At 62.1% G+C, this 24,680-nt stretch carries 25 protein-coding genes; 11 read left to right on the top strand and 14 right to left on the bottom strand.

Annotated features, from left to right (window positions below):
- Positions 1 to 39: 39 nt before the first annotated feature.
- The 3 genes from glgX to DFO46_RS02360 all read left to right on the top strand — a co-directional run bounded on the left by glgX (position 40) and on the right by DFO46_RS02360 (position 3,654).
- Positions 40 to 1,998: a glycogen debranching protein GlgX gene (glgX, locus tag DFO46_RS02370; RefSeq protein ID WP_120276207.1), complete on the top strand. Its 1,959-nt coding sequence runs from the start codon at positions 40 to 42 to the stop codon at positions 1,996 to 1,998.
- A gap of 88 nt (positions 1,999 to 2,086) precedes the next feature.
- A complete protein-coding gene (locus DFO46_RS02365) occupies positions 2,087 to 2,575 on the top strand; it encodes a MaoC family dehydratase (protein ID WP_120278110.1) in 489 nt (162 codons plus the stop codon).
- Between the two features lie 20 nt (positions 2,576 to 2,595).
- Positions 2,596 to 3,654 carry a DUF2332 family protein gene (locus DFO46_RS02360; protein WP_120276206.1) on the top strand — a complete coding sequence of 353 codons (1,059 nt, stop codon included), beginning with the start codon at positions 2,596 to 2,598 and terminating at the stop codon, positions 3,652 to 3,654.
- A gap of 4 nt (positions 3,655 to 3,658) precedes the next feature.
- Here DFO46_RS02360 and DFO46_RS02355 read toward each other — a convergent pair whose 3' ends face one another.
- The 6 genes from DFO46_RS02355 to DFO46_RS02330 form a co-directional block, all read right to left on the bottom strand.
- Positions 3,659 to 4,084 carry a type II toxin-antitoxin system VapC family toxin gene (locus DFO46_RS02355; protein WP_120276205.1) on the bottom strand — a complete coding sequence of 142 codons (426 nt, stop codon included), beginning with the start codon at positions 4,082 to 4,084 and terminating at the stop codon, positions 3,659 to 3,661.
- A gap of 4 nt (positions 4,085 to 4,088) precedes the next feature.
- Complete coding sequence (locus DFO46_RS02350) at positions 4,089 to 4,268, bottom strand: hypothetical protein (RefSeq protein ID WP_120276204.1); 180 nt, start codon at positions 4,266 to 4,268, stop codon at positions 4,089 to 4,091.
- Between the two features lie 114 nt (positions 4,269 to 4,382).
- Entirely contained in the window at positions 4,383 to 4,937 is a 555-nt protein-coding gene (locus DFO46_RS02345; protein WP_120276203.1) for a sarcosine oxidase subunit gamma, read from the bottom strand.
- Complete coding sequence (locus DFO46_RS02340) at positions 4,930 to 7,923, bottom strand: sarcosine oxidase subunit alpha (protein ID WP_120276202.1); 2,994 nt, start codon at positions 7,921 to 7,923, stop codon at positions 4,930 to 4,932. Before DFO46_RS02340 ends, DFO46_RS02345 begins: the two co-directional genes overlap by 8 nt.
- Positions 7,920 to 8,240, bottom strand: a complete 321-nt coding sequence (locus tag DFO46_RS02335) for a sarcosine oxidase subunit delta (protein WP_054148190.1) — start codon at positions 8,238 to 8,240, stop codon at positions 7,920 to 7,922. The genes DFO46_RS02340 and DFO46_RS02335 overlap by 4 nt, the downstream gene beginning before the upstream one ends.
- 17 nt (positions 8,241 to 8,257) lie before the next feature.
- Entirely contained in the window at positions 8,258 to 9,511 is a 1,254-nt protein-coding gene (locus DFO46_RS02330; protein ID WP_120276201.1) for a sarcosine oxidase subunit beta family protein, read from the bottom strand.
- A 304-nt stretch (positions 9,512 to 9,815) separates the two neighbouring features.
- Between DFO46_RS02330 and rpsU the strand changes: the two genes are divergently transcribed.
- Positions 9,816 to 10,040: a 30S ribosomal protein S21 gene (gene rpsU / locus DFO46_RS02325; RefSeq protein ID WP_062280187.1), complete on the top strand. Its 225-nt coding sequence runs from the start codon at positions 9,816 to 9,818 to the stop codon at positions 10,038 to 10,040.
- Between the two features lie 138 nt (positions 10,041 to 10,178).
- Positions 10,179 to 11,042, top strand: coding sequence for a tetratricopeptide repeat protein (locus DFO46_RS02320; protein WP_120276200.1), 864 nt, complete (start codon positions 10,179 to 10,181; stop codon positions 11,040 to 11,042).
- Positions 11,043 to 11,199: 157 nt separating this feature from the next.
- On the opposite strand, the gene DFO46_RS02315 is transcribed toward DFO46_RS02320, so the two are convergent.
- The 3 genes from DFO46_RS02315 to DFO46_RS02305 all read right to left on the bottom strand — a co-directional run bounded on the left by DFO46_RS02315 (position 11,200) and on the right by DFO46_RS02305 (position 14,775).
- Positions 11,200 to 11,424, bottom strand: coding sequence for an aa3-type cytochrome c oxidase subunit IV (locus DFO46_RS02315; protein WP_062280190.1), 225 nt, complete (start codon positions 11,422 to 11,424; stop codon positions 11,200 to 11,202).
- A gap of 130 nt (positions 11,425 to 11,554) precedes the next feature.
- Complete coding sequence (locus tag DFO46_RS02310; protein WP_120276199.1) at positions 11,555 to 12,304, bottom strand: hypothetical protein; 750 nt, start codon at positions 12,302 to 12,304, stop codon at positions 11,555 to 11,557.
- A 161-nt stretch (positions 12,305 to 12,465) separates the two neighbouring features.
- Positions 12,466 to 14,775: an EAL domain-containing protein gene (locus DFO46_RS02305; RefSeq protein WP_120276198.1), complete on the bottom strand. Its 2,310-nt coding sequence runs from the start codon at positions 14,773 to 14,775 to the stop codon at positions 12,466 to 12,468.
- A 362-nt stretch (positions 14,776 to 15,137) separates the two neighbouring features.
- Between DFO46_RS02305 and DFO46_RS02300 the strand changes: the two genes are divergently transcribed.
- Both DFO46_RS02300 and DFO46_RS02295 read left to right on the top strand, forming a co-directional pair.
- The gene (locus DFO46_RS02300) at positions 15,138 to 15,689 is read left to right on the top strand and encodes a TRAP transporter small permease subunit (RefSeq protein ID WP_120276197.1); all 552 of its coding nucleotides are present in this window, start codon (positions 15,138 to 15,140) and stop codon (positions 15,687 to 15,689) included.
- 1 nt (position 15,690) lies between these two features.
- The gene (locus DFO46_RS02295) at positions 15,691 to 17,577 is read left to right on the top strand and encodes a TRAP transporter large permease subunit (RefSeq protein WP_120276196.1); all 1,887 of its coding nucleotides are present in this window, start codon (positions 15,691 to 15,693) and stop codon (positions 17,575 to 17,577) included.
- A gap of 112 nt (positions 17,578 to 17,689) precedes the next feature.
- Here the strand turns inward: DFO46_RS02295 and DFO46_RS02290 are convergent, their stop codons facing one another.
- Positions 17,690 to 18,796: a TRAP transporter substrate-binding protein gene (locus DFO46_RS02290; RefSeq protein ID WP_120276195.1), complete on the bottom strand. Its 1,107-nt coding sequence runs from the start codon at positions 18,794 to 18,796 to the stop codon at positions 17,690 to 17,692.
- A gap of 261 nt (positions 18,797 to 19,057) precedes the next feature.
- Here DFO46_RS02290 and DFO46_RS02285 point away from each other — a divergent pair, with 261 nt between their 5' ends.
- Positions 19,058 to 19,810, top strand: a complete 753-nt coding sequence (locus tag DFO46_RS02285; RefSeq protein ID WP_120276194.1) for a gamma-glutamyl-gamma-aminobutyrate hydrolase family protein — start codon at positions 19,058 to 19,060, stop codon at positions 19,808 to 19,810.
- Between the two features lie 10 nt (positions 19,811 to 19,820).
- Here the strand turns inward: DFO46_RS02285 and DFO46_RS02280 are convergent, their stop codons facing one another.
- The 4 genes from DFO46_RS02280 to DFO46_RS02265 all read right to left on the bottom strand — a co-directional run bounded on the left by DFO46_RS02280 (position 19,821) and on the right by DFO46_RS02265 (position 23,010).
- The gene (locus DFO46_RS02280; RefSeq protein ID WP_120276193.1) at positions 19,821 to 20,285 is read right to left on the bottom strand and encodes a hypothetical protein; all 465 of its coding nucleotides are present in this window, start codon (positions 20,283 to 20,285) and stop codon (positions 19,821 to 19,823) included.
- An 88-nt stretch (positions 20,286 to 20,373) separates the two neighbouring features.
- Complete coding sequence (locus tag DFO46_RS02275; protein WP_120276192.1) at positions 20,374 to 21,339, bottom strand: 2-hydroxyacid dehydrogenase; 966 nt, start codon at positions 21,337 to 21,339, stop codon at positions 20,374 to 20,376.
- Between the two features lie 19 nt (positions 21,340 to 21,358).
- Positions 21,359 to 22,375 carry a LacI family DNA-binding transcriptional regulator gene (locus tag DFO46_RS02270; protein WP_110791569.1) on the bottom strand — a complete coding sequence of 339 codons (1,017 nt, stop codon included), beginning with the start codon at positions 22,373 to 22,375 and terminating at the stop codon, positions 21,359 to 21,361.
- Between the two features lie 77 nt (positions 22,376 to 22,452).
- Positions 22,453 to 23,010 (bottom strand): MarR family winged helix-turn-helix transcriptional regulator, encoded by a 558-nt coding sequence (locus DFO46_RS02265; protein ID WP_110791567.1) that lies wholly within the window; start codon positions 23,008 to 23,010, stop codon positions 22,453 to 22,455.
- A gap of 102 nt (positions 23,011 to 23,112) precedes the next feature.
- Here DFO46_RS02265 and DFO46_RS02260 point away from each other — a divergent pair, with 102 nt between their 5' ends.
- The 3 genes from DFO46_RS02260 to DFO46_RS02250 are packed head-to-tail and all read left to right on the top strand — an operon-like array spanning position 23,113 to position 24,645.
- Positions 23,113 to 23,904 (top strand): creatininase family protein, encoded by a 792-nt coding sequence (locus DFO46_RS02260; protein ID WP_120276191.1) that lies wholly within the window; start codon positions 23,113 to 23,115, stop codon positions 23,902 to 23,904.
- Positions 23,905 to 23,962: 58 nt separating this feature from the next.
- A complete protein-coding gene (locus tag DFO46_RS02255; protein ID WP_120276190.1) occupies positions 23,963 to 24,235 on the top strand; it encodes a type II toxin-antitoxin system prevent-host-death family antitoxin in 273 nt (90 codons plus the stop codon).
- Entirely contained in the window at positions 24,232 to 24,645 is a 414-nt protein-coding gene (locus DFO46_RS02250; RefSeq protein ID WP_120276189.1) for a type II toxin-antitoxin system VapC family toxin, read from the top strand. The genes DFO46_RS02255 and DFO46_RS02250 overlap by 4 nt, the downstream gene beginning before the upstream one ends.
- The last annotated feature ends 35 nt before the right edge of the window (positions 24,646 to 24,680 follow it).

Below are 24,680 nucleotides of genomic sequence, written 5' to 3'. Positions count from 1 at the left end.
CCCTGAGGCGAGCGAATCAACCGGACCGCGAGGCGACCCATGACGGAAACGATGCTCGGAGCCATCCTCAGCAAGGCCGGGGCCGATTTCCGCCTCTGGTCGCACCATGCCAGTCTCGTGGAGCTCTGTCTCTTCGACGACGACGGCCAGACGGAACGCTCCCGCCTGCCGATGAGCCGGGGGGAAGGTGATGTGCACCATGTTTTCGCAGCGGGCATCAAGGAAGGCGCCCGCTACGGCTTCCGCATCCACGGCCCCTATGATCCTGCGCAAGGGCATTGGTACGATCCATCCAAGCTGCTGGTCGACCCCTATGCCACCGAACTCGACCGCCCCTTCGTCTATGACCCAGGCCTCGGCCAGTTCGGCGTCGATACCGCCGACCTGATACCGAAGACGATCCTCAAGGCCCACAAACAGCTGAAACCCATGATGCCGCTCGGCGAGCGCACAGGCTTCATCTACGAGGTCAACGTCAAGGCGCTGACCATGCTGCATCCTGACGTGCCCGAGGCTCAACGCGGCACGCTATCCGCCCTCGCTCACCCCGCCATCCTCGCCCATCTCAGGCGCATCGGCGTCGACATGGTCGAACTGATGCCGATCACCGCCTGGATCGACGAACGCCACCTGCCCCCGCTCGGCCTCACCAACAGCTGGGGCTACAACCCCGTCGCCATGATGGCGCTCGACCCGCGCCTCGTGCCAGGCGGGGTCAAGGAACTGCGCGAGACAGTCGCTGCCCTGCATGCCGAGGGCATCGGCGTCATCCTCGACCTCGTCTTCAACCACACCGGCGAAAGCGATGTGTATGGCACCACGCTCTCCCTGCGCGGCATCGACAACCGCTCGCTCTTCCGCCATGTGGCGGATGATCCCGGCACGCTGGTCAACGACACCGGCTGCGGCAACACGCTGGCCTGCGACCATCCTTTCGTGCGGCAACTCATCGTCGATACGCTCCGCCACTTCGTCCTTACGGCAGGAGTGGACGGCTTCCGCTTCGACCTCGCCCCGATCATGGGCCGCCACTGGGACGGTTTTCATCCGGACGCGCCGACCTTGAAAGCCATCCTTGAGGACGAGGTGCTGGAAGACCGCATCCTGATCGCCGAACCCTGGGACATCGGGCTGGGCGGTTATCAGCTCGGCCGCTTCCCGCCCGCCTTCCTCGAATGGAACGACCGCGCCAGCGACACCTTTCGCCGCCACTGGCGGGGTGACGCTGGAACGACAGGCGATCTCGCGACGGCACTGGCCGGCTCCGCCGATCTCTTCGCCCATGACGGCCAGGGCCAGACCCGCAGCGTCAACTTCATCGCCGCCCATGACGGCTTTTCGCTCTACGACCTCGTGTCCTTCGAGCACAAACACAACGAGGCGAATGGCGAGGAGAACCGCGACGGCCACAACGAGAACCATTCCTGGAACAACGGCGTCGAGGGCGAGACCTCTGACAAGGCGATCCTGAAGAAGCGCCGTCAGGATGTCGAAGCGCTGCTCTCGACGCTGTTTGCCAGCCGGGGTGCCGTGATGCTGACGGCGGGCGACGAGTTCGGCCGCAGCCAGCGTGGCAACAACAATGCCTATTGCCAGGACAATGCGCTGACCTGGCTCGACTGGTCTGGGGCGGACGAGGAACTGATCGAAACCACCGCACGGCTTGCCGCCATGCGCCAGCGTTTCTCCTGCTTCATGGACACCTCGACACTGATCGGAAACGGCGATGTTGCCTGGCTGAACACAGAGGGGCTGCCCATGACCGTCGCCGACTGGGAAACGCCCGATCTCGGCACCTTCGCGATGCTGCTCGCGTCCATCGATCGAGAGACCGGCAAGGATTGCCGTGTGGCCGCCCTGTTCAATCGATCACCTGAGCCGAGGGACTTCACGCTCCCCGCGCACGAGAAGCGCAAGTGGCGCCGCCTCGAGACGGGTCGAAGCGCCGCGAAGATCAGCGTGAAGGCCCGCAGCGTGGATTTCTGGGTCGAAGCCTGAGTTTTTGACGACCAGTGACGTTAGCCTCTTCCGCCTGACATGAACCGGCTGTAGCCTGCGGGAATTATTGAAGGATCAGGTTCTTTTCATGCCGCAAGAGATTTCGCTCAAGGACGTACCGGGCCTCGTCGGCACCGTGGTCGGCGTGTCCGACTGGATCACGGTGGACCAGCCGATGATCGACGCCTTCGCCGGCGCCACCATGGACCACCAGTTCATCCACACCGATCCCGTGCGCGCCGCAGCAGAGACGCCCTTCGGCGGCACCATCGCTCACGGTTTCCTGACGGTCTCGCTTCTGTCGGCGATGAACTACAACTGCCTGCCCAAGATCCGTGAACAGACGCTCGGCATCAACTACGGCTTCGACAAGCTGCGCTTCATGTCGCCGGTGAAGACTGGCAAACGCATTCGCGGCTCCTTCAAGCTCGCCGAAGCCCGCTTTCGCGGCGCCGGCATGCTGATGAACACCTATGAGGTGACGGTCGAGATCGAGGACGAGCGCAAGCCGGCGCTGACCGCCGATTGGATCACGATTTCCCAGTTCGACCCGAAGGACCGGCCGGAAGGCGTCTGACACGAAAGGCGCCTCAGACCATGAGCAACGACCGCAGCGAACTGATCCGCCAGAGTTTCCTGCGCCAGGCGAAAGCCTGTGCCGATCTCGGCTCCCCTTTCACCGCACGGCTGTGCACACTGGCGGCCGAACGGCTGACCGATACGACCCCCGTCGGCGCCACGGTCCTCGGCTGGCCCGGCAATCCTGACGGCACCGGCGATGCGCTGGCCCTCCGGCTCGCCGGCACGCTGCATGCCCTGGTTCGATCCGGCCAGGACTCGACCTTGTCAGCCGTCTATCCGCCAAATGCCGTCGACGACAACACACTCTGGGCAGCCGTCGAGGCTGCGATGCGTCGGGACGAAGCCTTCATGCTGGAGCGCCTGAAATCCGCCCCGCAGACCAACGAGGTGCGCCGTTCCTCCGCTTTGCTCCCCGGTTTCCTGACGATCGCGGCACTGACCGGCAAGCCGCTGATCCTCTCGGAAGTCGGCGCCAGCGCCGGGCTGAACCTGCAATGGGACCGCTACAGCTACCAACTGGGAAACTTCCGCTGGGGCAAGGCCTCCGCCGTCGAACTCGCCCCACGCTGGGAAGGCCCGCCGCCACCGAAAGCCGCAATCGAGATCGCTGAGCGCGCCGGCTGCGACCTGAACCCGCTCGACCCCGCCTCCGAAGACGACCGCCTGCGGCTCTTCTCCTACATCTGGGCCGACCAGCAGGACCGCCTCGACCGCACGGCAGCGGCGCTGGAAATGGCAACCGAAAGCGGCCTGAAGGTGGAAAAGGCCGATGCCATCGACTGGCTGCGCAAGCGTCTGACAACGCCGCGTCCGGGCGTGGCGCATGTGATCTATCACACCATCGCCTGGCAATATCTGCCGCCGGCACTGAAGGCCCAGGGCGAAGCCCTGATCGCCGAAGCAGGCGCCCGCGCGACGGAAGCCGCGCCGCTGGCCCGCCTGCAGCTGGAGGCCGATGGCAAGCCGGAGGGTGCGGCCATCATGCTAACACTTTGGCCGACGGGCGAGACTCGCGAGATCGGCCGGGCGGATTTTCATGGACGGTGGGTGAAATGGGTTGGGTGGGAGAAGTAACAAGTTAGCAGGGATGCGCTTTCAAATACCCTCTGCTCGCGATGGCGAGGATTGCCGCATCCCGCGTAATCAATGGCACATTCAGTACTCGTGCAGTTGCCATCAGATAGCAGTCGCCCGGATCCTTGTGGCCCGTCTTCTCAACGACCTCGGCGGCTGCCAATGCGATCGAGAGATCGATGACAGCCACGCGTGCGCCAAGAGATGAACACGTCTCGTCGAACCACTTAGGGAGAGACGTAACACCCACAAGAGGCGCATTGTTCTTTTTGCGTGCGGCAAGAGCCAGTTCCCAAGCAGAGATAGGCGATACAAAGAGGCTACCACCCGCCTGGCTTCGCCCGATCAACAAAACCGCATCACCTGACAGCCGTGAGGGCTCGTGCGCAAGCCAATACAAGGCGTGGGTGTCGAGAAGCGCACCCGCCATATCCTCAGGATCTGCTCTTGCGTTTGATCTTTGAGACTTGTTCAGCAATCGGCTTGGTCAAGTCGATGCCCTTTCGCAAATTGAGCGGCTTATCCTTCATGGCACCAGCACCGTAGACCACAACGGTCTCACCGGTCTTGGGGTCACGAACGGCCATCTCTGGAACTTTGCGCATCTTGTCCATGTGATAGTCGTAGCACGGGATCGGCCCAAAGACGAGATATCTACCCGGACACAACCTCGTAAAAAAGGCCGGGTCACCCCGGCCTCCTCAAACACCTGCCCGAACACCCCTCCCTCAGAGCGAGGCATCCTCCGCGCCCTCGGCGAGCATGCCGAAAGCATACTCCGCAAAGGACCGCCAGCATTCGACCCGGAACGTCTCTTCCTCGACGCGGTAGAGGATGATCTCGATCTTGCCGAAGACGGTGCGCGTGACGGCACCCACCGGGAAGGCGGCGAGCGACAGGTCGAGCGGGCAGGCCGCGTTGAGCGTGTCGGCAGCGGCGGGTCCCGAGACGATGATAGCGGTGTTGCGGTGGGAGATGTCGGTCGCCGAATGAACCACGCCGGAGGCGGCGCAGTCGGCCATCAGGGTGTCACCCTTCTCGTCGATCAGGAACCATTCGTCCGGACCGATCCAGAAGGCCGTGCGGCCCTTGCCCGAGACGGACGTCTTCGGCTTTGTCGGCAGCTTCAGACCGAGCGACTTCGAAAGGCTGGCAACGGCATCGGCGCCAGCGCGCAGCGAGACGCGGGTAGCAGGAAGCGCCGGGGTTAGGCGCACCTTGGCGCTGCCGCCGTGGAAGCCGGCGAGAACGGTCTTGCGGTCTGCAACAGACATATCAGCCATGGATGCGGCCTCCTTCCTTGTCAACAAACACCATGTCGGTCACTTCCACCGCGATGGTCTTGTCCTTCATCGGCACATAAAGCGTCTCGCCCATGCGGGCACGCCCACCGGCCACCATGGCAATCGCGATCGAGCGACCGAGGTTTTCCGACCAGTAGGACGAGGTGACATGGCCCAGCATGGTCATCGGCTTCGGCTGGTTCGGATTGGCGACGATCTGGGCGCCCTCTTCCAGCACTTCGTTCGGATCCTTGGTGAAGATGCCGACGAGCTGCTTGCGGCCTTCCTTGACGAGGTCAGGACGCTTCATGCCGCGAATGCCGACAAAGTCGGTCTTCTTCTTCGACACCGCCCAGGAAAGGCCGGCATCATCAGCCGTCAGCGTTCCGTCAGTGTCCTGACCGACGATGATATAGCCCTTTTCGGCGCGCAGCACGTGCATGGTCTCGGTGCCATAGAGGCAAGCACCAAGTGATTGCGCGCGTTCCCAGATCTGGCGGAAAACGTCAGCGCCGAAATCGGCAGGTACGTTGACTTCGAAACCGAGTTCACCAGTGAACGACACGCGGAAGAGACGCGTCGGCACGCCGCAGAACGTGCCTTCGGCCACGCTCATATGCGGGAAGGCTTCGTTGGAGATGTCGATGCCCTCGACGAAGGGCGCAATGATGTCGCGCGCCTTCGGACCCTGGACAGCGATGACGGCCCATTGTTCCGTGGTCGAAGTGAGCCAGACCTTCAGATGCGGGAATTCCGTCTGCAGATAGTCTTCCATATGGTGCATCACACGTGGCGCACCGCCCGTCGTGGTCGTCACGTGGAAGCGGTCCTCGGCCAGACGACCGACGACGCCATCGTCATAGATGAAGCCGTCTTCGCGGGTCATGATGCCGTAACGCGCCTTGCCGGGCTTCAGCGTGTCCCAGGCATTCGTATACATCAGGTTCAGGAACTCAGCCGCATCTGGGCCGACCACTTCGATCTTGCCGAGCGTCGAAGCGTTGAACACGCCGGCAGCCTCACGCACCGTCTTGCATTCGCGGTTGACGGCGGCATGCATGTCTTCGCCCGCCTTCGGATAATACCAGGCGCGCTTCCAGTTGCCGACGTCTTCATAGACGGCGCCCTCAGAGACTTCATTGGCATGCATCGGCGTCTTGCGTACGGGGTCAAACAGCGCATCGCGCGAATGGTTGATCAGCGTGCCGAAGGTCACAGGCGTATAGGGCGCGCGGAAGGTGGTAAGACCGACCTGCGGGATCTCCTTGCCGAGCACTTCGGCGGCAATCGCCAGACCATGCATGTTGGACAGCTTACCCTGATCGGACGCCATGCCGTTCGTCGTGAAGCGCTTGATATGCTCGATCGAATGCATTCCCTCGCGCACGGCCAGACGAATATCCTTGGCGCAGACATCGTGCTGGAAGTCGACGAAAGCCTTGACGTTGTCCTCACGTCCGGCCCCTTCGGCAGCGCCGATCATGCCGCCGGTCCAAGCATGCGCATTGGCTCCCGAAAGCGAGACCGCTGGCGTCTCAGTGGCACCCGCAGCCTTGGCCGAGGAGAGACCGGCAGCAGTCGCCTCGGCGAGCAGCGCCTGGAGGTCGTCAGTGCCGTTGCAGCCACCGACAGAGACGCAATCCTGAACATAGATATCAGGCAGGAAGCGGTCGTTTGCGGCATCATATTTCAGCTTGCCGCGCGACTGCGAGAACATGTGCACGGACGGTGTCCAGCCGGCCGACATCAGGAGCGCATCGACCTCGATCTTGCGGGTGGAACCGCCGCCATTGCGGCGCACTGTGATCGAGCGGACGCGCAGACGACCAGCGGTATCGACGACACCATGGCCCGTCAGTACTTCGATGCCGAGCGCACGCGCCTGGGCGAGAACGCCCTCGCCCGGCTTCTCACGCGCATCGACGATGACGGGAACGGATACACCCGCCTTCTTCAGATCGATCGCCGCCTCATAGGCCGAGTCATGCGCGGTGTAGACACCAACCTTGGCACCGACGGCCACGCCGAAATGGTTGAGATAGGTGCGGCCGGCAGAGGCGAGCATGATGCCCGGACGGTCGTTGTTGGCGAACACCATGTGGCGTTCGATGGCGCCACTGGCGATAACAACGCGCTTGGCACGCACCTGCCACAACCGCTCGCGCGGCTGGTTCTTCGACGGCTTGGCGACATGGTCGGTGACGCGTTCGACCAGCGCCACGTAATTGTGGTTGTGATAGCCAAAGGCCGTCGTGCGCGAGAGCACGGTGACGTTCGCCATGGCCTTGAGCTTGGCAACGGTCGCTTGCGCCCAGTCCCAGCCGCTCTGGCCGTCGATGGTGGCGCCCGTGTCGAAGTGGAAGGCACCGCCCATTTCCGGCTGCTCGTCCACGATCATCACCCGCACGCCCGTCTGGGCAGCCGCCAGTGCAGAGGCCAGACCAGCGGCACCGCCACCGATCACCAGCACGTCGCAATGGGCATAGCGGTTGGCGTAATGATCCGGATCGGCTTCCTTCGGCGCATGACCGAGACCGGCGGCGCGGCGGATGAAGGGTTCATAGATCTGGTGCCAGGCAGCCTTCGGCCACATGAAGGTCTTGTAGTAGAAGCCGGCGGCAAAGAACGGCGACAGCAGATTGTTGACCTCGCCGATGTCGAGCGACAGCGACGGCCAGCGGTTCTGCGTCTCGATCTTCATGCCGTCGAAGACTTCCTGCACGGTCGCCCGCACATTCGGCTGGCGGCGGGCAGCATCACGCGAAACATCGAGCAGCGCGTTCGGCTCTTCCGGACCCGCGGTCAGGATGCCGCGCGGACGGTGATACTTGAACGAGCGGCCGGCGAGATGCATGCCGTTGGCGATCATGGCAGACGCAACGGTGTCGCCCTCATAGGCCGTCAGCGTGCGGCCATCGATGGTGAAACGGGCCGTCAGTGCCGGCGTCAGGCGGCCCTTGCCGGGAATACGGTTGGCAGCGCTCATGCCTTTTCTCCCTTCGATGCAGACGGGGCAACCAATGTTGCGGGATCGGGCATGGGTTCACCGGCCTTGTAGGTCAGCAGGATCTTGTCGGAGATCGTGTCGCGGGCGGCATTGAAGAAGCGCCCGCAGCCATGGATGTGGCGCCAGCGCTCGAAGATCAGGCCCTTCGGGTTGTCGCGCAGGAAGAAGTAGTCCGCGAATTCCTCGTCCGTGATCGAAGCGATGTTTTCCGGCCGCGCGATATGCGCTTCACCGGCGGCGCGAAACTCGAGCTCTGCACGCTCTTCTTCGCAATAGGGGCATTTGATGACCAGCATGATGGACGATCCCTAATTCAGTGCGCCACGGCAGCGGCGGCTGCCTCGTCGATGAGGCGGCCGGTGCGGAACCGGTCGAGCGTCAGGCCCTGAGCCAGCCGGTGCGGCTCGCCCTTGGCGATGAGATGAGCGAACAGGTTGGCAGACCCCGGCGTCGCCTTGAAACCGCCCGTACCCCAGCCGGCATTGACGAAGAGGTTTTGAACCGGCGTGACACTCTGGATCGGCGAACGATCGGCCGTGTTGTCGGTGATCCCGCCCCATTGGCGCATCATCTTCACCCGCCGGAACATCGGGAAGAGCTCGCAGATCGCATCGAGCGTATGCGTGATGATCTGCATGCCGCCGGTCTGGCTGTAGGAATTGTACTGGTCGGTACCGGCACCGATGACCAGCTCGCCCTTGTCCGACTGCGAGATATAGGCATGCACGGTGTTCGACATGACCACACAGGGGAAGATCGGCTTCAGCGGCTCGGAGACAAGAGCCTGCAGCGGCGTCGAGTGAACCGGGAGACGAACGCCCGCCATGCCCATGACGACGGAGGAATGGCCGGCAGCGGAGACGCCGATCTTCTTTGCGCCGATGAAGCCCTTCGTCGTGTCGACGCCGGTCACTTCACCATTCGGGCCACGGCGGATGCCGGTCACTTCGCAGTTCTGGATGATATGCACGCCGCGATCCGACGCCGCGCGCGCATAACCCCAGGCGACAGCATCGTGGCGCGCCGTGCCACCGCGACGCTGCAGCGCTGCACCATTGATCGGGTAGCGCGCGGTCTTCGAGATATCGAGCGGCGGGCAAAACGCCTTGGCCTGCTCCGGCGTCAGCCACTCATTGTCGATGCCGTAGAGATTGTTGGCATTCACATGGCGTTTGAAAGACTGCTGGTCATGCACATTGTGCGACAGCATCATCACGCCGCGCGGCGAATACATGACATTGTAGTTGAGATCCTGGCTCAAGCCCTCCCAGAGCTTCAGCGAATGCTCGTAAATGTCCATGCTCTCTTCATAGAGATAGTTGGACCGGATGATCGTCGTGTTGCGGCCGGTATTGCCACCGCCGAGCCAGCCCTTCTCGATCACGGCGACATTGGTGATGCCGTGTTCCTTGGCGAGATAGTAGGCAGCACCAAGACCGTGGCCGCCGGCGCCGATGATGATGACGTCATAGGACTGCCGCGGCTCGGGAGAGACCCACTGAGCCTCCCATCCCTTGTGGGCACGCATGGCCTCACGGACAACGGCAAAGACCGAATATTTGCGCATTCGCCTTAAACTCCTGTGGTTCAGGCACTGGGGTAGGACGATACTCCTCGCAAATCAATATCCGCCATGACGTCCGTTTTGCGACGCAATGCCACCCGGCTTTCGACACATCCCCGTTCGCCTGCTCCAGCGAGAAATTAATCGGCTGCAGGGCTTGCGCGATATGGACTTTTGAGGGCGGATCTGCTATTTCGCACCCCAATCGCCGGACTCAATTGGCCGCGCGAAGCAATTTGCTGTTTCCGTAGATGCAACCTCCATCGACGGAAGGACCAACCCTAAGAACCAAAGGAACGGGATAAACGTGCAGGTACTAGTCCGCGACAACAACGTTGACCAGGCGCTCCGCGCTCTCAAGAAGAAGCTTCAGCGCGAAGGCGTCTTCCGCGAAATGAAGATGCACGATTTCTTCGAAAAGCCATCTGAGAAGCGTGCCCGCGAAAAGGCCGAGGCTGTTCGTCGCGTCCGCAAGCTGGCGCGCAAGAAGATGCAGCGCGAAGGCCTCCTGCCGGCTGCACGCGGCCGTTGATCGGCCCCGTTTTAGACGTTTTTCTGTGAAATAAGGGCGGGGGCGAAACGAATCGCCGCCGCTCTTTTGATATCCAACACGAACTAACGCTGTCACCGGGCCTTCAATGGCGCTGGCAGCGGCCGGATGATGCGCTCCATGATGAACAGCCTTGTGCTCCCGACCGCCTTCAACGCCATCAGCAGCAAACGCCTGATCACAGCGACCGCCCTTGCCGGCGTTCTGGCTCTGAGCGGTTGCGCGACGACGACGGAAACGACGGATGTGATCCGCATCGACCGTGCCCAGGGTTCGGAAGAAAACATCGCCTCCCTGTCGGCCGTCATCCAGTCCAATCCGCGCGATCCGGAAGGTTACAATGTTCGTGGCTCGGCTTACGGCCGCGCCGGCCAGTTCCGCCAGGCGCTGGACGATTTCAACACCGCCCTGCAGATCAATCCGCAATTCTACCAGGCCTATGCGAACCGCGCGCTGGTCTACCGCAACATGGGCAAGCCCGTCGAAGCGGCTGCCGACTACAATTCGGCCCTCAAGATCAATCCGAATTACGACGTCGCCTATATCGGCCGTGGCAATATCTACCGCCAGGCCGGCCGTGTTGACGAGGCCTTCGGCGACTTCAACCGCGCCATCCAGCTCAACACCACCGATGGCCGCGCCTATCACAATCGCGGGCTGATCTACCAGCTGCGTGGCGACCACGCCAAGGCGATCGACGACTTCTCCAAGGCGATCTCGCTGTCGCCGAGCGCGCCGGAACCCTATAACGGCCGTGGCGTCTCCTATATCGCGCTGAACGACGACGAAAACGCCTTTGCCGACTTCAACCATGCCATCGAGCTGAACGACAAGCTTGCCGAGGGCTGGGCCAACCAGGCGCTGGTCTATGAGCGTCGTGGCGACAAGGCCCGCGCGGCCAAGTCTTATTCGCACGCCCTGCAGCTCGACCCGAAGTATGAGCCTGCCAAGCAGGGTCTTGCCCGTACACGCGGCACGACCTGATCGCAGCAGAAAGCCAGTATCCATCAACGAACGGCGGGGAGACCCGCCGTTTTTTATGCGCCCCGCGACAGCGGAAACGGCCCGCAGACAAGAAAAAAGGGCGACCCGCCTGGGGTCGCCCTTGCTCAGATCAGCGTCGAAGACGCCCGGCAGACACTCAACGCAGCAGGAAGACGCCTGCGACGCTCAGCACGATCCAGATGAAGGTGCCGCCGAGGAAGCCTGCGCCGCCAAAGAAGCCGGCAGCCATGGCCAGCATCAGCGCAACGATGATGGCGGTGCCGTATTTTGCGCCGGCGATGAAAAGATCATAGGTCTTGTCGTGTTCCCGGTAGTCCATCGAAGCACCGATTTCGACAGGACCAGAATGCTCTTCGCTCATATTCGATCTCCCAGTTCAATCGCGGGCCGCACCGGTGGAGAATCTGATCCCACACCGCAAACGGTGAATTTTCGTCTTTTTCCGCATACACAAAGGTCAGACCGAGCGCAATCGCAACTCGCGACCTGCGTCAATAATCCAGTCCCGCAATTGCGCCGCTGATCTTGCCATTGGCCACAAGCCGCGCCGATGGCAGGATTGTCAGCGGATCGAACGCGCTGCGCATATCCTGCCGTCCGAACATCAAGCGCCGCTCGTGAACGCCGGAATCGAAGAACGGATAGCGCCGCAGCAGCTTGTCGCCTGTCGTATGGGTATTGGTTGCCATCAGCGTCAGTTCCAGGCCGTAAATCTCGGTCATGCGCCGATCGACGACGGTCTCGGCATAGAAGACGCGTTTGTAGAAAGCGGCGTGGTGCGGCCGCACATGTTGCAGCACGCGGTCGGCCTTGAAATAGGCGGCCGCCACGATGCTGGGTCGAAGCGTGATATAGGGCAAGACCGGCATTTCGCCCGCCACGTCAGGGTCGACCGCAAAGCGCGCAGGATCGATCAAGGTCAGCCCCGCGTCGAGATAGGCCTCCATGACATCCGGGAAGACCCCGGCCGACTGCGACAGAGTATGCTGCGGTGTCACATGGTGAAGCCGAATCGTGCTGACCAGTTCTTCAAAGTAATAGATGCCGAAGACGAAGGCATGCGGATCGAAGTCGGCATCGTCGATCATGCTGGGAACCGCGACGGGCAGCACATTGGCTGCCTTGTAAGCCTTGTAGCGGAGCTGTTCGATCGCCTCCAGATCTTCACTTGTTTCGACCCGCCGATATTCGACATGGTCGAGATATCGCATCAGTCGTTCTGAAAACCCTTCGAGTTCCATGGCCTCAACTCATTACGCTTCACCGGATTCAAGGGCTATCACGCAACGTTAATCAATATCTCCCCCCAAAATTAACAGATTATTAAGCTTGTTATTTTTAAGGTTAACGTCAAAAGACTGCGCGCCGCGCAGATCTGGTCGCTCCTTTATTACATTCGGAATTACGCGACGGAGGCGCCGCCCGTGCCTTTGCGGCTCTCCACCTCGCGCGCCAGCTCGATGACGGCGGCCGGACTGATCGGCATGGAGAAGACATAGCCCTGGATCAGGTCCGCGCAGTGATGCTTGGACAGAAGTGCCAGCTGCTCGCGGTTTTCCACACCTTCGACGACGATGCTGAGGTCCAGGCCGCGGCTGAGGCTGACGATGCCGCGCAGCAGCTTGAATCGTCGCTGGTTCTCCCCGATGTCGCGCACGAAGGAGCGGTCGATCTTCACCACGTCGATCGGGAGCGTGTCGAGATAGCTGAGGCTGGAGAATCCGGTCCCGAAATCGTCGATGGCAATGGTGATCCCGAGCGACCGCAGCTCTTCCAGGATCGCACGCGCCGACGACAGTTCCTCGATCAGACTGCTTTCGGTCACTTCCAGATGCAGGCGACTTGCAGAAAAACCAGTCTCGGCAAGGATCGCCTTGACGCTGTCCACGAGGCCGACTGAGCGCAAATCATGCACAGAGAGATTGACGGAGACCCCGATGCCGGTGGGCCAGATTCGACAGTCGATGCAGGCCTGCCGCAGCACATGGCTGGTAATGGACGAGACAATGCCCATCTCCTCGGCGATCTGGATGAAGATGTTCGGCGCAATCGCGCCCTTCTCCGGATGGTACCAGCGCGCAAGCGCTTCGCAGCATCTCAGTTCACGGCCGTCGGGCGTGAACATCGGCTGATAGACCACCGTGATATCGCCATTCTCCACCGCAGCCCGAAGATCCTCCTTCAGGCGCTGGCGCTCGAGATAACGGGCATCCATCTCCTCGACGAAAAGCGTGAATTGCCCCTTCGACCGCGCCTTGGATTCGAACAGCGCGATATCCACCTTGACCGGCCAGTCGTCCATCGACAGCGCTTCGCTGTCGAAGATCGCGGCACCGGCCGAGAAGGACACCGGAAGTCGCAGGCCCTCGACATCACAAGGGCCGCTGGCCGCCTCATGAACGGCCCGCATCTCGGCCTCGAGGTCCGCCCGGTTGTCGACATTCGGAAAGAACAGCACGAACTGGTCACCGACGAGATGCCCGACAATGGCCTTGCCGGCAACCAGCGCCGTCAGCCTGTTGGCAAGCGCCGTCAGCAGTCGATCGCCGGTCAGGTGCCCCCTGAGATCGTTGACGTGTTTGAAGTCGGCGACATCGAGGATCATGAAGCCGACGGACGCACCGAAGCTGTCCGTCTGGTCCATCCGCTCGCGCACGAGTTCGCCGAAATAGCCGCGCTGAGGCAACCCCGTCAGGGCGTCGTAACGGGCCATGTGCAGGATCTTCCGGTCGGCCCTCACCCGTGCCGTCACATCTTCGAAGATCAGCACGACACCGCCCTCGGCCCGTCGATTGGCCGAGAATTCCAGCACCAGGCCTTCGGAGAAATGCATCTGGGCACGGCTCGAAAGTCCCTGCGTCATCTGTGCAAGCTGCTTTTGCAGGAGGCTCGGCATCGAACCGTCGACAAAGGTGTGGCGCACCCCGTAGCGCAGCACGACGTCGAGATCACATCCGACCAGACGCTGGCGATCGCCCAGATGCAGCAATTCGCAGGCCTTGCGATTGATGACCTCGATCCGGTTGTCCGGATCGAGCATCAACAGCCCATGCGTCATGTTGCTGAGCGCCGTATCGAACCGGTCGGCGATCTTCGCCATCTCGCGCGAGGCGATGACGTTTTCGTACAGGAACTCGCGCACTCCGTTCGCCATCGCCCGCGTGGTGAGGAAGAAGGGGATGAGCATCAGGGACAGAAGGCCCTTGAAAAGGTCCTGCGCCAGGAGGCTGCCAATGACCATCGGCGTGCAGCATGCCAGCGTCTGCAGGTCGACGGCCAGACGAGAGCCGTAGTTGCGCCCGACCACCGAAACCATCGAGCCCATGGTCACGGCAATGCAGGCCAGTTCCGCGAACGTATCGTTGAAGGCAAGCATGGCATAGCCGCTGCCGATGCCCAGGATCGCCGCAGTCGAGGCGCCGCCGATCACGTAACGCATCTCCCATCCGGCAATCGCCGCGCGCGTCAGGCTCGACTTGTCGACCTGGTCGAACTGCTTGAAGGAATAGATGCGATAGGCGAAGACCGCCGCGAAGCAGCCGCAGAGAAAGAGATAGAAGGCGGCATTCGTCTGCAGATAGACGACGAGATAGGTGAGGATATGGACAACCATGCCGGTGAACAGGGTCGACCGGTTGCCGAACAGCGAACTGACGAAGGACAGATAGACGTCCGTCGGCACATTGAGCTCGCGCCCTTTCTCGGCTCTCATGATCTGCCTCCCGGCAAGGTTGGACGCAAAACGCCAGTCGCCAATCGAAGTTTCAAGGCCCCGTTTCGCTCCGTCCCAAAGTGATCGCGAAAGCCGTGTTCCAAATCGCCACAGTCTTGCCCATGCTTACCTGTCATTAAATGTGCACTGCTTCGAAGCGGGACGCAAACCCGTACACGAGAACCTGTTAAAGTCGGGCAAGCACAACCCGTAAAATTCTCCTGAATTCCGCAGCGACCCTGAGGTGTGGCCTACACCGAAAGCCATAGGACTTTCGTCGGCTATGCCCTTCGCAAAAGGGTACTCCAGTTGCACCTAACAGACCCATGCTCTAAGGACGAAAGGACACGGGGAGAAAAACAATGACCGTTTTATTGGCTGTTTCGCGGCTGATCGATGCGATCAACGGCGTCATCGGACGTTCGGTATCCTGGCTGCTCTTGGCTGCAGTTCTGATCAGCGCCGGCAATGCCGTCATCCGCAAGGCATTCGACATATCATCCAACGCCTGGCTGGAATTGCAATGGTATCTGTTTGGCACAGTATTCATGCTGGCCGCCGCCTATGCGTTGCAGCGGAACGAGCACATCCGCATCGACATCCTGTCCAGCAACTGGAGTGCACGCACCCGCAGCTGGATCGATCTCATCCTGCACATCATCTTCCTCGTACCTTTCTCCGGGCTGATGGCCTATCTGGCCTGGCCGTGGTTCTGGCGCTCCTTCTTCAGCGGCGAGATTTCATCGAGCGCCGGCGGCCTGATCATCTGGCCTGCCAAGGCCGCAATCCTGCTCGGCTTTCTGCTGCTGACCGCCCAGGCCTTCTCGGAGATCATCAAGCGCGCAGCCGTTCTGATGGGCCTCATCGACGATCCACTGGCAGCCCCTGCCCCATCGGAAAGCGCGGAGGTTTGAGATGATTGACCTGATCGCCCACAACCTCGCCCCGATCATGTTCACCACCGTGATGGCCATGCTTCTGCTTGGTTATCCGGTCGCCTTCACGCTCGCCGCTGGCGGCCTGATCTACTTCGTGCTCGGTGTCGAACTCTCGCATATCTCCTCCGAGATCCGCCTGTTCTGGCCACTTCTGCAATCGCATCCCGAACGCATCTTCGGGATCATGTACAACGACACACTGCTGTCGATCCCCTTCTTCACACTGATGGGCATCATTCTCGAACGATCGCGCATGGCTGAAGACCTGCTCGACACGATCGGGCAATTGTTCGGCCCCGTGCGCGGTGGCCTCGCCTATGCCGTCATCCTGGTTGGCGCCCTGCTTGGCGCCACCACGGGTGTCGTCGCAGCCTCCGTCATGGCCATGGGCCTGATCTCGCTGCCGATCATGCTGCGCTACAAGTACAACGGCCCACTGGTGTCGGGCACGATCGCCGCTTCCGGCACACTGGCCCAGATCGTGCCGCCGTCGCTCGTTCTGATCGTCATGGCCGATCAGCTCGGCCGGTCGGTCGGCGACATGTATGTCGGCGCGCTGTATCCGGCGCTGATGATCATCGCCGCCTACTGCCTCTATATTTTCGTGATCACCATGATCAAGCCGGAATGGGCGCCCGCCCTTCCGCGTGAAGCGCGCACGCTTGGCGATGGCGTCACCTCGCTCTTCATCATGATCGCAATCGGCGTGGCGCTCTACTTCCTCGGCCATGAGCTTCTGTTCACCGGCATCGAGAGCCCGGAATGGCAGATGGTGGCAGCCCTCGCCTTCGGCGTGCTCACCGTCTACATCTGCGCCCTGATCAATCGCGGCATGAACCTCAATGTCATCTCGCGTCTTGCCCAGCAGGTGATCATCGTCATGGTGCCGCCGCTCGCCCTGATCTTCCTCGTGCTCGGCACCATCTTCCTCGGCATCGCCACGCCGACCGAAGGCGGCGCCATGGGGGCCGCCGGCGCCATGATCATCGCGGCTGCCAAGGGCCGCATGTCGATTGGCATCCTGAAGAATGCCCTCGACGCCACGACAAGGCTTTCCGCCTTCGTCATGATGATCCTGATCGGCGCCCGCGTCTTTGGCCTCACCTTCTACGGCATCAATGGCAATGTCTGGATTGAGGACCTGATGCTGGCGCTTCCCGGTGGCGAATACGGTTTCCTGATCGTCGTCACCATCATCGTCTTCATCCTCGGCTGCTTCCTCGATTTCTTCGAGATCGCCTTCATCATGGTGCCGCTGCTGGCCCCCGTCGCCCAGAGCCACGGCATCGACCTCGTCTGGTTCGGCATCATCCTCGGCATCAATCTGCAGACCTCGTTCCTGACCCCGCCCTTCGGCTTCTCGCTCTTCTACCTGCGCTCGGTCGCGCCGGAAGGGCAATGGAAGGACAAGGTGACAGGGGAACTGAGAGACGGCATCAGGACGCTCGATATCTACAAGGGCGTCGTCCCCTTCATCATCATCCAGTTCCTGGCGATCATGGCCGTCATCGCATTCCCCGGGCTGGTGATGCACTACAAGGGAGAAGCGGTCGTCACCGATCCGAACACGATCGAGATCAAGATCCCGGAACAGTCCAACCCCGGTGGTGCAGCCGGCCCGAATTTCGGTCTGCCGCCGATCGGCAGCGAAGGACAGACACCGGCCGCAGGGCAAGCGCCGACCCTCGGCCTGCCGCCGCTGGATTTCGGCGGCGGTGCGGCACCGGCCACCACGCCGGCCCCGCCACCCGCGCTCGGCCTGCCGCCGCTTGAGCTGGGCACGCCACCGGCCGCCCAGCCGGCCACTCCCGCACCGGCCCCTGCGCCCGCGATCGACCTCAGCAAGCCTCCGGTCATCAACTGACAGGCAGTCCAGAGCCCTGCTCAATCGGGCAGGGCTCACAGATGGGCAGACAACAAAAAGCCCTGGTCGAGATCCTCGACCAGGGCTTTTCTCATTCAAAGCGGGCGTCAGCTCAAAGCTTGCCGGCGCGCTGCTGGATCATCATGAAGGTGTCGAAGGTGTATTCGCCGACCTGCGCCCAGAGATAGGCGTCCTTCTTGAAGGCCAGCTGGTCTTCATAGGTCTTCTTGAAGAACGGGCTCTGCGCCGAAAGTTCGGCATAGATCTCGGTCGCTGCCGTGTAGCAGGCTTCCATGATCTCCTGGCTGAACGGACGCAGCACTGTCCCTTCGGAGACCAGCTGCTTGAGTGCCGGCGGGTTCTTGGTATCGTATTTCGCCATCATGTTGGTATTGGCGAAGGCGCAGGCATCGGTCAGTACGGCCTGATAGTGCTTCGGCAGGCTGTTGTACTTTTCCAGGTTGAAGAAGGCATGCACGACCGGGCCGCCTTCCCAGAAACCGGGATAGTAGTAGTACTTCGCCACCTTGTGGAAGCCGAGCTTGGAATCGTCATAGGGGCCGACGAATTCAGCCGCATCGATCGTGCCCTTTTCCAGCGCCGGATAGATGTCGCCACCGGCAAGCTGCTGCGGCACGACGCCGACCTTTTCCAGAACCTTGCCGGCGAGACCGGCAATGCGCATCTTCAGACCCTTGAGGTCATCGACCGTATTGATCTCCTTGCGGAACCAGCCACCCATCTGCACGCCGGTATTGCCGGCCGGCAGACCGTAGAGGCCCTGGGTCGCATAGAATTCGTTCATCAGCGTATTGCCGTTGCCCTGGTTGAACCAGGCATTCGACATGCGGGCATTGAGGCCGAAAGGAAGCGCCGTCCCGATCGCGAAGGTCGGCTCCTTGCCCCAGAAATAATAGGAGGTGGTGTGGGCGGCCTCCACGGTGCCGGCCGAGACGGCATCGACGGCCTGCAGGCCGGGCACGATTTCACCGGCGGCGAAGACCTGGATGTCGAAATTGCCGTCGGTCGCGGCGCGGACATGATCGGCAACATCCACGGCGCCGCCGTAGATGGTGTCGAGCGACTTCGGGAACGACGACGTCAGACGCCACGTGACCTTCGGATTTTCCTGGGCAATCGCCGGTGCGGCAAGCACGGCAGATGCGGCAACACCTGCCCCGGTCGCGCCGGCCTTCTTGATGAATGATCTGCGATCCATGTAGTTCCTCCCTGTGAAATTCCCCGGCCGGTGGTGGTCTATGCCCCTCCCGGCACTGACATGTGAGCTAATCATGTTGGACCATCGCTTTCAAGCCAAAGTGCCTTGGTCTTTCGGACTAGACTTTGGTCGAGCATTCGAGACAGGATCGGGCCTGCGCGTGCCGTCAGAGCCAGCGCTCCGCATGCCGGCGACGGTCGCGCGTTGACAACGCGGTTGCCGCCGGGCCATCGGATAAAACACCTTTTCGGAGCCTTGAAGATGAAGCCGATCATCGCCATCCCCGCCGATATCCGCCAGTTCGACGGCACCACCTGGCATGCCGTGCAGACCCAATATGTCCGCGCAGCGCTGAAGGCGGCAGATGTCATGTCGTTGCTGGTTCCGGCACTCGAGGAGGGCAACGATCCCGATGCCATTCTCGACCGGGTCGATGGCCTCCTGGTGTCCGGCTCGGCGACGAATGTCCACCCGTCGCTTTATGGTGGTGAAGTCCGCGAAAGCGACGGCCCCTTCGATCCCGCCCGCGACGCCACCTCCCTGCCGCTGATCCGCCGCGCCCTCGACCGCGGCATTCCGCTCCTCGCCATCTGCCGGGGCATTCAGGAACTCAATGTCGCGCTCGGCGGCACGCTGGCGACCGAGATCCAGGACCAGCCCGGCATCTGGGACCACCGCAACCCGCTGCAAGCGGACCGCGACGTCAACTATGCCATTCGCCAGGATGTGGTGATTGCGGAAGGGTCCTGCATCGCGCGTTATCTGGGTGCCGGCCGCGTCCCGGTCAATTCGCTGCATCGACAGGCCATCTCGAAGACCGCTCCCCGCTTGCAGGTGGAGGCGCTCGCCGACGATGGCACGGTGGAGGCCGTCTCGGTCATCGACGCCAAGGGCTTCGCCATCGGCGTGCAGTGGCATCCGGAATATTGGGCAGAAAAGGACGGCCCTTCGCGAGCCCTGTTTGAAGCTTTCGGAACCGCAGCCCGCACCTATGCGGACAGCCGGCAACGCTGAGCCGGCGGTTTCAGGGCACCATCAGCAGCGCGAGATCCGCCTCGGCCGGGTCGGCCACTTCATAGGAAAAGCTCTTTCCCCGGATCAGCGTGAGCACGGGCGCCCCATGCACGGTGGAAAGCGTCACGCTGCCATCTTCGTTCTGCGTCCAGTTGGTGGCCCGCGCGAGACCGGGCCAGACACTCTCGCATTCCGGCGGCGCGAAGAAATCGCGGCTGCGGCTGGTCAGTGTCGCCCCGCGCTCGACAAGGCAGACGGTCTTGCGCGAAAAGTTGGAAACCGAAAAGACGGCCGGCGGTGAGGCACTTGCCGTGACGACCCCCAATCTTGCCACCGGAGCGGTGGTTCCGGAGATGATTGGATCAGGCATTTCGTTGAGAGCAATGGGCGCCTGTGCCGTCCAGAAGGAGAGAAGTACGGCACACACGGCCGCCGAACCGGCGGAGATTCCCAGGACCTGGTGATAGGCCTTCATCGAAGCACATCCTCTTGCCTTGAAAGGCTATGACAAGGAGGATGCGCCCCGAAGCTTGCGGAAGGCTGGCGAAACCGGCACTGCCGCCTCAAGACGCCTGCGGCGTCTCCGGCACCGGCGTGATCGCCTTGCCCGTGTCGAACCAGGATTTCAGATTGTCGACAACCAGATCCGCCATGGCGTTGCGTGTCGGAACCGAAGCCGAGGCGACATGCGGCAGAAGCGAGACGTTTTCGAGTGCGATCAGTTCGTTCGGCACCTGAGGCTCGTCGGCATAGACGTCGAGCCCGGCCGCGGCGATCGTACCGTTTTCAAGAGCCCGGATGAGGGCCGGCTGATCGACGGTGGAACCACGGCCGACATTGATCAGCACACCCTGCGGGCCGAGCGCCTGCAGCACCTCCGCATTGATCGCCCCCTTCGTCTCTGGCGTCGCCGGCACGATCGAGATCAGCGTATCGACGGCGCGGGCAAGACCAAGAAGGCTGTCGTGATAGGTGAACGGCACATCCGACCGCGGACGACGCGTGTGATAGCTGATCTCCACCTTGAACGGCACCAGCCGCTCGGCAATCTCAAGCCCGATGCGCCCCAGTCCGTGGATCCCCACGCGACGCCCCTTCAGCGACATCGGCGACAGCGGGAAAGGCCCTTCGGCGGCCCAGCGCCCGGCCCGCAGATAGGTCTCGGCTGCCGGAAACTGCCGCAGCGTGTTGAGAAGCAGCGCGATGGTCGTATCCGCCACTTCGTCATTGAGCACGTCTGGCGTGTTGCTGACGACGACACCACGGGAGGTTGCGGCCTTCACATCGACGCCGTCATAACCGACGCCGAAGCTGCCGATCATCTCAAGATTGGGCAAGGCCGCAATCAGCGAAGCCGGAAAACGGCCAGAAACCGCAGCTCCACGCACGCTTCTGCGTTCCTCCTCGGTCAAGCGCTCGACCGCCTCGGCACTGTCGATCTCGACCAGAGCGAAATCCTCAGCGAGACGGGCCCGCACACGCGCATGAATACGCCCCGGAATAAGGACGGCGATGCGTTCCGATGACATGGGATACTCTCCTTGGGCTCTAGCGGCGGATCGGACCAGTCGACTGGCGGATCCGCATCTCCGGCTTGATCAGGTGGATGCCGTCAGGCTCGTGGCTTCCCGCAAGCTTGTCGAGAAGCGCGCGAGCCGCAAGGCGCCCCACCTCGGCCTGGCCATTCCAAACGGTGGTCAGCGACGGCGTCGCGATCGAGGCCTCTTCCAGGTCATCATAGCCGGTGACGGAGATATCCTGGCCGGGGATCAACCCGGCACGGGCGATCCCGTTCATCAGGCCGATGGCGACCAGATCGTTCCAGCAGACGGCAGCCGTTGGCTTCTGCGGCAGCGACAGGAAGTTGACAGCAGCCTCGAACCCGCCCTGCTTGGTGCGGGGTCCGGGAATGCGAAGACCGGGATCGACTTCGATGCCGGCCTTGCGCAGCGCATTCACATAACCCTGGTAGCGGTCCCGGCCCGTGGAGGTCTGATCCGTGCCGCCGATCATCGCAATCGAGCGATGGCCGAGACCGATCAGGTGGTTGGTCGCGAGCGAAATGCCGTAGCTGTCGTCGCCGCGATAGATCGGCACATCGACACCTTCCATCGAGCGCGCCACGAAGATCGCCGGCATGCCGTTGTTTTCCGCCAGCGCCACGTCTTCCGCCGGCGTGCCGATGGCCGGCGACATGATGACCCCGTCACCGCCGAGCTGCAGCAGCGTCTCGACGAACATGCGCTGCTTGTCGACGCTGTCGTAATGGTTGGACAGGATGAAGGTGTGGCGGCTGCGATCGAGCTCGGTCTCGATGGCTTTGAGGATTTCGCCGTAGAACGGGTTCATGATGTCGTGCACGACGACACCGATGATGCCGGACCGGGATGTACGAAGGCTCGCAGCGCGGCGATTGTAGATATAGCCAAGCAGCCGGGCCTGTTCCTTGATCTTCTCGCGCGTATCGACGGCGACGAGCGGACTATCTCGGAGGGCCAGCGAGATCGTGGCCGTCGACAGACCAAGCGACTCGGCAATGGTCGAAAGCTTCACCTTTTGCGCCACGTTTCCTCCCTCGCAGCAGATCGGCAGGCGTCCCGGCGCCCCTTAAATGTTTTAATTAAACAATTTAATGAGGCTTTTCAATCGTCTTCATCGAGGTCGTCCGCACCACGGGAGGCCGAGCCTTTCCCGGACAGATTTCCCTCGACGGCCGCCAGCAGCTTGACCAGCGTCCGCAACTCCTTGTTCGACAGCCCGAGCGTGGCTTCACGCTCGCAGTCGGCTGTCGCCCCGACGATGCGATCGACGCTGTTGCGCCCCTCTTCGGTCAGGAACACCTTGGTCAGCCGCGCATCCCGGTCATCGGCCCGGCGGAACACGAAGCCTTGCGCTTCCATGCGTCCGATGGTTCGGGTCATGGTCGGCGCCTTCACGCCGAGGCGCTGCGCAAGCGCACCGGGGGTCAGCCCGTCATCGGCCGACAGCAGCTGGATAACCCCATCCTGGCCCGGATAAAGTCCGCTTTCGGCAAGGCCGTGCGACAGGCGCGTGCGCATGGCGCGTGCCACCTGGGTCACGGAATTGGCAAGCGTGCCCGGAGCGGCAGGCTCCTTCTTCTTGGCGCCCTTCTTCCGTTCGGCCTTGTCGGACCGGTCCTTGTCGCCCCGCTCCTTGTCGACCTTGTCCTTTTTCGCCATTACTCTCCCCGCCTCACACAGATCAGGCACTGTCGGCGCAACGGCCGAGAACCCATCAAAACGTGGTGGGCAGTCTTAACGAACTTCAGGAGGGGATGCCAGATGGCGAGACCGGCACCTTGGTACAAGGATAACGATCCCTCCCTCACCCTGGCAGATCGCACCGGCTGGATCGCGATCCTGCCATTGGGCGCGCATGAACAGCACGGCCCGCATTTGCCCTTCGAGACAGACACCCTGATTGCAAAGGGCATCGCCGAGCGACTGGCCGCCGCCTTGCCGGACACGTTGCCCGCCACCATCCTGCCGGTGGAACCGATCGGCTATTCCATCGAGCACCTGGACGTCGAAGGCACCCGCACCCTCGGCTTCGACGAAGCCGTACATCGCTGGCTCTCCATCGCCGAGGACCTGAACCGCGCCGGCATCCGCAAGCTCGTCCTTCTCAACGCCCATGGCGGCAATTCCCCTTTGCTGACGATCGTCGCCACCGAAGCCCGTGTCCGGTTCAACATGCTGGTCGTCGCCACCAGCTGGACCCGCTTCGGCCAGCCGGACGGCTGGATCAGGCCGCAAGACAAGGCGATCGACATCCATGGCGGCGATATCGAGACCTCGGCGATGCTGGCGCTTGCCCCAGAATATGTCGACATGACCAAGGCCCGCCCCTTTTCCTCGCGGCAATCCGAGTTTGCCGCCCGCTACAAACACCTGCGCGCCTATGGCCCCCACGCCTTCGGCTGGAAGATGTCCGACCTCAACCCGGAAGGTGTCGCCGGTGACGCATCGGCGGCAACGGCGGAACGGGGGGAACGGCTGGTGGCACACGCGGTAGCGGGGATCTTGGAGTTGCTGGAAGACGTGCACCGGTTTGACACCGCAACACTGACGTGAGCTTGCGAGCCCGCGATGTTGGGCGCATATTGGTGATGAGAGATCGCGAGGAAGAAGCATGCGTGTTTCCATGGAACAAGCAGGCGACCAGTTCGAGGAGCTCTTGGAGCGAGCCGAACGCGGAGAGCCCGTCATCATCACCCGCAATGGGCAGGATGCGGCCGTGTTGCGGGCGGTCGAAGCGACCGACCACCGTCCCGAACTCACCCTTGAGGAACGACGGGCAATCATCAAAGAAATCATGGCCAAGGCCCCTCCACCGGTTCCAGGTGAGCCGCTAGCCGACAGAAGCCACGACTTTCTGTATGACGAAAACGGTCTTCCGGTGTGATCGCGCTCGACACGTCTGCCCTGATTGCCATCATCAAAAATGAACCGACTGGCCGTGCCTGTGCGACAGTTCTGGCAATCCCGAATAGGCGCCTGCTGTTGTCAGCCGGCACGCTGCTAGAACTCAAAATCGTCGCCCTTCAGAAGAAGTGCTCTGACCAATTGTCGCAATTGATTGCTTCCCTCAATTTCGAGATTGTCGATCTCACGCAGGCACGCGCAGAACACGCCGCCGCAGCCAACCAGCGCTTCGGCAAAGGCTTTCACCCTGCCGCGCTCAACTTCGGCGACTGCTTCTCCTATGCCACGGCGCAAGAGTTCGACTGCCCGCTCCTTTATGTCGGTGACGACTTCGCCCGCGCGGATGTGCGCTCGGCACTCGACGTCCCCCGTCAGAACGAAAGCCTTTGAACTGCTGCAATGGAACGCCTATATGGGGGTAACAT

The organism is Rhizobium sp. AG855 (genome assembly GCF_003610655.1).
Lineage (GTDB): Bacteria > Pseudomonadota > Alphaproteobacteria > Rhizobiales > Rhizobiaceae > Allorhizobium > Allorhizobium wuzhouense.
This window is presented reverse-complemented; position numbering and strand designations above follow the sequence as displayed.